This window comes from Frigoribacterium sp. CFBP 13605, assembly GCF_014839405.1.
Classification (GTDB): domain Bacteria; phylum Actinomycetota; class Actinomycetes; order Actinomycetales; family Microbacteriaceae; genus Frigoribacterium.
Window position 1 is genome coordinate 1 of sequence record NZ_JACYNS010000118.1, and the last position, 7,083, is coordinate 7,083.

5 protein-coding genes are annotated in these 7,083 nt (G+C 76.1%); 4 read left to right on the forward strand and 1 reads right to left on the reverse strand.

The genetic code is table 11. The features are described 5' to 3' along the window. Positions 1-1,078, forward strand: a 1,078-nt coding sequence (locus IFT36_RS14335) for a globin domain-containing protein (protein WP_200413472.1), incomplete at its 5' end; no start/stop codon positions are given. A 101-nt stretch (positions 1,079-1,179) separates the two neighbouring features. On the opposite strand, the gene IFT36_RS14340 is transcribed toward IFT36_RS14335, so the two are convergent. Further along, positions 1,180-2,349 (reverse strand): LacI family DNA-binding transcriptional regulator, encoded by a 1,170-nt coding sequence (locus tag IFT36_RS14340; protein ID WP_200413473.1) that lies wholly within the window; start codon positions 2,347-2,349, stop codon positions 1,180-1,182. Between the two features lie 302 nt (positions 2,350-2,651). On the opposite strand from IFT36_RS14340, the gene IFT36_RS14345 reads away from it, so the two are divergent. Genes IFT36_RS14345 through IFT36_RS14355 form a run of 3 tightly spaced genes read left to right on the forward strand, consistent with a single transcriptional unit; the run spans position 2,652 to position 6,918 of the window. Continuing rightward, positions 2,652-3,392, forward strand: coding sequence for a PadR family transcriptional regulator (locus IFT36_RS14345; RefSeq protein WP_307785122.1), 741 nt, complete (start codon positions 2,652-2,654; stop codon positions 3,390-3,392). Beyond that, entirely contained in the window at positions 3,389-4,117 is a 729-nt protein-coding gene (locus IFT36_RS14350) for an ABC transporter ATP-binding protein (protein WP_056049874.1), read from the forward strand. The genes IFT36_RS14345 and IFT36_RS14350 overlap by 4 nt, the downstream gene beginning before the upstream one ends. Then, positions 4,114-6,918 (forward strand): ABC transporter permease, encoded by a 2,805-nt coding sequence (locus IFT36_RS14355; RefSeq protein ID WP_200413474.1) that lies wholly within the window; start codon positions 4,114-4,116, stop codon positions 6,916-6,918. Before IFT36_RS14350 ends, IFT36_RS14355 begins: the two co-directional genes overlap by 4 nt. Positions 6,919-7,083: the final 165 nt, after the last annotated feature.

Genomic DNA, 7,083 nt, shown 5'->3' on the forward strand with positions numbered 1-7,083 from the left:
CGACGCCGTCGGCCAGGCCGGGGCGCCGACCCTCGCACCGGCGACGCCCGGCGAGATCGTCTCGCGGTTGGCCCAGCGGCACGCGGCGCTCGGCGTCACCCGCGACGAGTACGACCTGTTCGAGCGGCACCTCGGCGACGCGTTCGCGGCCGCCCTCGGCCCCCGGCTCACGGCCGAGGTCGCCGACGCGTGGTCGGCCGTCTACCGGCAGGCCCGCGACGAGATGGTGACGACGGTCGAGGCGATCTACCGGCAGGCCGACCTCGAGCCGGGCGAGGAGTGGCGCGAGGCCCTCGTCACCGAACACCGCGTCGAGGCCGAGGACGTCGTCGCACTCACCCTCGTCTCGGCCGACAGCGAGACGCTGCCGCGGTACCGTGCCGGCCAGTTCGCGTCGGTGCAGGTGCGGCTGCCCGACGGAGCCCGGCAGATCCGGCAGTACAGCCTGCGCGGCGGGCACGACGAGCAGTGGCGCATCAGCGCACGGCTGCTGGTCGGCGAACCGCCCGCCCCCGACGGCGAGGTCTCGTCGCACCTGATGCGCGAGCTGCGGGTGGGCGACGTGGTGAGCGTCTCGCCCCCGATCGGGTCGCTGACGATCGACGACCTCGACGACGCCCCGCTGCTGTTCGTCTCGGCGGGCATCGGCTGCACGCCCGTGCTCGGCATGCTCGACCACCTGGCCCGCACCGAGCCCGACCGCGTCGTGACGGTCCTGCACTTCGAGCGCACCCCCGAGCGGCACGCCCACCGCGTCGAGCTCGAGGCGCTGGTCGCGTCGATGCCGAACGCGACGCTGCGGGTCAGCTACACGCAGGGGTCGCTGTCGGCGCTCAGCGCGCTGGCCGAGGCGTCCATCGACGGGCCCGGGGTCTACCTCGACCCGATCGACCTGGCCCGGGTCGACCTCACCGCGTCGCACCGGGTGTTCCTGTGCGGGCCGGTGCCGTTCATGGCGATCGCCCGGGCGGCCCTGATCGGCCACGGCGTCGACGCCGACCGCGTGCACTACTTCGTCTTCGGGCCGGACGACGGCAGCGTCACGGGTGCCGACACCGGGCAGCGCGGGCTCGGGTAGGCGCGGGCGGAGGCGCTGCCGGGTTCGCCGACGGGCTCGCGGGCGGAGGCGCGGGCGAGCTCGCGGGCGGAGGCGCCGGCGGGCTCGTGGGCGGGCCACGCTCAGAGCGCGGGGCAGCTCTCGCGGAGCAGCACCTCGACCGGCAGGGTGACCCGCTGCGCCGGTGCTCCCGGGTCGGTCAGTCGCCGGACGACCGTGCGGACGGCGATGCGGCCGAGCTCGCCCATCGGCTGACGCACCGTGGTGAGCCGGGGCCGGGAGAACCGGCCGGCGTCGATGCCGTCGAACCCCGTCACGAGCACGCGACCGGGCACGTCGACGCCCTGCTCGCCGAAGACGTCGAGGACGCCGAGGGCCGACTGGTCGTTCGCGCAGAGGACGGCTCCGGGCAGGTCGCCGGCCTCGAGCAGGGCCGCCGCCGCGCGACGACCGCCGGCACGGGAGAACTCGCCCGGCTCGACCCGGACCGTGACGCGCGCGCCGGCGGCGCGGTGCGCCTCGACGGCTCGGTCGAAACCGGCGTGACGGTCGAGCTCGTCGGGCGAGTCGGACGGTCCGGCGACGTAGGCGACGTCGCGCACCCCCCGCGACCCCAGCACGAAGTCGGTCAGGGCGTGCATGCCGGCGACGTTGTCGACGCCGACGTGGTCGAGGTCGTCGCCCGGTCGCGAGTCGGCGAGCACGACGACCGGGATGCGTCGCGCCACGTGCGCCAGCAGGTCGCCCGGCACCGTCTGGGCCAGCACCGCGAGCCCGTCGACCCGACCCGCGATGTCGTTGACCATCACCTCGCGGCTCGACCCCCGCCCGGCGGCGACCATGAGGGCGAAGCCCCGTCGCCAGGCCTCGACCTCGGCGCCGCGCAGCACCTCGTCGAAGTACAGGTTCGCCGGGTTCGACCCGGGGTCGACCTCGGGAGGCGCGGTGAGGGTCGTCGCACCGCGGCCCGGGTCGACGACGGTCGGCGGGTCCGCCCGCTCACGGTCGTCGATCAGCGGGATGCGTGAGGCGTCCGACACCCGGGCCCAGTCGGGTTCGGGGCCGTCGATGCCGTCGTGGCCCGGCAGGAAGAGGCCGAGCACGCCCGTGCGTCGGCCGGCGAGGCCGCGGGCCGCGCCGCTCGGCACGTAGCCGAGGGCACGCACCGACTCGAGCACCCGGCTGCGGGTCTCGGGGCGCACGTCGTCGGGACGGCGCAGCACCCTCGACACCGTCGCGATCGACACGTCGGCGTGGGCGGCCACGTCGTAGACGGTCGGGGCCTTGGTCACGAGAGGTCCTCCAGGAGGGCGGCGGCGGGTCGCGGACCATCCTAGGTCGGTCGGTGCCCGGGGCCGACCCGCGCCTCCTGCCCCCGGCCGGTGCAGGACGGCCGTCGGGTGCCGCCGGCGCGGACGTCGACGCGGGCGCCGTCGAGGGCGCCGTCGACGGCGCCGTCGACGGACGTCGCGGGTGCCGTTTGTCGGAGTCGACGATGCGGGGCATACTCGGTATGCACGGGCGCCACGAGGCGACGCCGCGACTCGACCACAGGAGGCCACGTGACGGCACGACCGGACGGCGAGGCGGCCCCGTGACCGTGCGACTGGGCCTGCTGGCGATCCTCGACCAGGGCCCGGGGTACGGCTACCAGTTGCGCAGCGAGTTCGACCGACGCACCGGGTCCACCTGGCCGCTCAACGTCGGCCAGGTGTACTCCACCCTCGACCGGCTCGACCGCGACGGCCTCGTCGAGCGTGACGAGCCCTCGCCCCGCGACACGTCGCCCGAGGCCGACGGGTCGCCGGGGTCCGACGGATCGCCCGGGTCCGACGGGTCGCCCGCCGCCGAGGCCTCGGTGGCGGGCACCGGGCAGGCCGCCGGAGAACACCAACGACTCTGGCGCATCACGGCCGCCGGACGGGCCGAGGTCGCCCATTGGCTCGGGACGGCCGTCGACACCCCCGACGCCACCCGTGACGAGCTGCCGCTCAAGTTCGCCCTCGCCGCGACCCTGCCGGGGGTGGACGTGGCGACGCTCGTGCAGACGCAGCGCCGCGCCTCCTTGGCGAAGCTGCAGCGACTCACCCGGACCAAGCACGCCGGGGGCGACCCGGAGGCGCCCGGCGAGTTCGCCTGGCGCCTCGTCGTCGACTCGATGATCTTCGCGGCCGAGGCCGAGGTGCGCTGGCTCGACCACGTCGAGTCGAGCCTGCGCCGGGCGTCGCTCGCCGAACGGCAGTGGGCGGTCGAGGCCGTGGCCCCGACGACGGGCGGGCCCGGGTCCCCTGCCCGGACGCCGGGGCCGGCGCGGGCCGAACGAGGTCGGTCGTGACCGAGCGCGCCGAGGTGCTGACCCTGCTCGCGGTGGGGCACGAACACGGAACCGGCGACCTCGCCCGCACCGCCCTCGACGGCGTGAGCCTGACCGTCCTCGAGGGCGAGCTGGTCGCCGTCATGGGCGCGTCCGGCTCGGGCAAGTCGACCTTGCTGGCGATCGCGGGCGGCCTGACGACGCCGACCGCAGGGCACGTGCAGGTCGACGGCACCTGGCTCGCCGACCTGAGCGCGGCCGAGGTCGCGCGGGTGCGACGACGGTCGGTCGGCTTCGTGTTCCAGCAGTTCAACCTCGTCTCGACGTTGACCGCGGCCGAGAACGTCGCCCTGCCGCTCGAACTCGACGGCATCGGCACCCGTGCCGCCCGGCGTGCCGCCGACGACGCGCTGGCCACCCTGGGCCTGGCCGCTCGAGGACGGGCCTTCCCCGCCGAGCTCTCGGGCGGCGAGCAGCAGCGCGTCGCGATCGCCCGCGCCCTCGTCGGCAGCCGTCGCCTGGTGCTCGCCGACGAGCCGACCGGCGCGCTCGACAGCAGCACGGGCGACGAGGTCATGGGCCTGTTGCGCGAACGGGTCGACGCGGGTGCCGCGGGCCTGCTCGTCACGCACGACGCCCGCCACGCCGCCTGGGCCGACCGGATCGTGTTCCTCCGCGACGGCCGCCTCGTCGACGAGTCCGCGCCGCGGGGGCCCGAGTCGCTGCTGACCCCGGAGGCGCGGTGACGGCCGGCGGCCTCGTCGCGCGTCGACAGGTGCTCAGGCGCCTGCGCGAGTACGTGATGGTCGTGCTGCTGATCGCGCTGCCCGTGGCCGGCGCCTCGGGGGCGGCGGTGCTCGTCGCGAGCGCGATGCCCACGACCCGGCAGGAGATCACCTCGACGCTGGGCCAGACGGCCGCCCGGGTGCACTGGACCGGCTACGAGACCCGGCAGTCCGTCCGGGGGCTGAACCAGTGGTCGGGCGACGAGGTGACCTACCGCCCGCCGGCCGACGTCGTGCCCGGGGTCGAGCGGACGCTCACCCTGCGCACCCTCTGGACCCGGGTCGGCACGTCCCCTGCCGGCGTCGTGGTCGGACCGGTGACCGACCCGGCCTTCGAGGGCCGTTACGTGCTCGAGCGGGGGCGGGCCGCCGAGCGGGGCGACGAGGTGCTCGTCACGCCCGCCCTCGCCCGCGACGACGGGCTCGAGACGGGATCGACCACGACCGTGCACCGCGTCCCCGGCGCCGACGGCCCGCGCGACCTCGAGGTCACGGTCGTCGGCATCATGTCCGAGGTCGGCGGCGGCACGGACGACCGGCAGGTGTTCGCCCGCGACGACCTGGCGGCGGGCCTGCCCGATCCGTCGTCGACGGCCTCGGCGTCGTCGACGTCGTCCGAGCAGTACCTCGTGGGGGACGCCGTCGACTGGGGCGAGGTGCGCGAGTTGGGACGCGCGGGATTCGTCGTCTGGTCGGCGGCGGTCGTCGCCGACCCCCCGCCCGAGGGCACCCCCGGGCTCGAGAGCGAGGCGGGTTACGGCAGCACGGGCACCTACGCCGCCCTCGGCGTGGTCTTCGCCGTGTTCGCCGGCGCCGAGGTCGCCCTGCTCGCGGGGGCGGCCTTCGGGGTCGGGGCCCGTCGGCAACGCCGCACGCTGGCCGTGCTGGCCGCGGTCGGGGCCGACCAGCGCACGCTGACCCGGATCGTGACGCGGCAGGGGGTGTGGGTCGGCGTCGTCGCCGCGGTCACCGGTCTCGCCGTGGGAGTCGACCTCGGCATCGGCGTCGTGGCCCTCGCCCGTCGAGCCGGCGTCGACGTGGGCCCGTTCGCCTTCTGGGGCGTCCACGTCCCCGGCGTCGTGGTCGCGGGCATCGGACTCTTCGCCGTCGCCGTGTCGTGGATCGCGGCCGTGGTGCCCGCGCGCCGTGCCGGCCGGGTCGACGTGATGGACTCGCTGCGCGGCGGGACGGCCTCGGGGGCGGTGGACGCCGCGTCGGACCGCGGCCGCGGCCGACGATCCGCGGTGCTCGCCGGCGTCCTCGTCGTCGGCGGCGTCCTCGCCTGCTTCGGGGCGGGATGGGTCTCGTACGCCACCTCGGTCCCGGTCGGCTCACGCTGGTGGTGGGCGGCGTTCGTCGGCCTCGCGGTCTCCGCCGTGGCCGCCCTCGTCGGCGTCCTGCTGCTCGTGCCGGCGCTCGTCCGTCGGCTCGGGCGCGCGTCCACGCTCGCACCCGTGCCGTTGCGGCTCGCCCTGCGCGACGCCTCCCACGGCGTCGCCCGCACGGCTCCCGCCGTGGCGGCCGTCACCACGGCGGCGTTCGTCGCGGTGTTCGGCGTCTCGATGTCGACCGCGGCCGCACGACAGTCCGAGGACTCCTTCTACCGCCCCTACCCGGCGGGCACCGTGGCGATCTCGTACGACCAGGCGTCCGACCTCCGCGTGCCGGGCGGCTCCCCCGAGGCGGCCTCGCTCGACTCCGCGGCCGTCGCCGCCGTCGCGCGCGGCCTCCCGGTGGGCGACCGTGCCGTGTGGCAGACCCCGGTCCCCAGCGGTTACGACTCGAACGGCGCCCCGGTCGCCGTCGACGCGGTCACGCCGTGGGCCGTGCTGACCGTCCCCGACCGTTGCGACTCGTCGACGGGGCGCCTCGCGGGCCTGTCGTCCCGTGAGGCGCAGCGGATCACCGATGCCGACCCGGCCTGCGACTACCCGCTCGGCTCGTTCACGTCACAGGACAACATCATCGTGACCGACGAGGACGGCCTCGCCGTGACCCTGGGGGCCGCTCCGTCCACGGCCGCCCGAGCCGCGTTCGAGTCGGGCGGCGTCATCGCCTTCGACCCGTCGCTCATCGTCGAGGGCGAGGCCACCATCGGTCTCGCCACCCCGGCCGAGGTCGAGGACGGCTTCGACGCCTCGGCCACCCCCTCGACGTCCGTGTCGCTCCCGGCCGTCGTCCAGCGTCCGACGACGCTCAGCACCGGGGCCGTCCTGATGAGCCCCGGGACCGCCGAGCGGCTGGGCTTCGAGCTGACCCAGCGTGCCGTCGTGATGGCCACCGACCGGCAGCCGACCGAGGACGAGGCCGCCGGCCTCCGGGCCGCGGTCACCACCGCCACCGACGGCCGGGCGACGGTCGAGACGAGTCCCGTCGATCGGGGCCTCGACCTGGCCCTCGTCCTGGCACTCCTCGCGACGACCCTCGTCTGCGCCGCGGCGGCCGCGGTCGCCCTGGGGCTGGCCCGCGCCGAGGGCCTGAGCGACCAGGTGACCATGCAGGCCGTCGGAGGCACGGACGCCCAGCGACGCGCCATGTCGTTCTGGCAGGGCGTGGTGGTCGTGGGCACGGGTGCCGTGCTGGGCACGATCCTGGGGCTGGTGCCGACGGGGGCCATGGTCTGGGCCTCGGACCTGCCGTTCGCCCCACCGTGGTGGGTGCTCGCCGTCGTGGCCGTCGGGCTTCCCCTCGTCGTCGCCGCCGGCAGTGCACTCACGAGCCGTCGACCGGCCTCCCTCGTGCGACGACCCGTGCTGGACTGACGAGCGGGCGGGCCGCCGCTAGCGGGTCTCGTCGACGCGACGACGCCGCCCGACGCCGACGCCGACCACGCCGACCGCGACGATCAACAGGGCGGCGAGGGCCACCGGCCCCGGCTCCGAACCGGTCCACGCGAGAGCGGCCGAGGAGGCGCGGGCCGGGTCGGC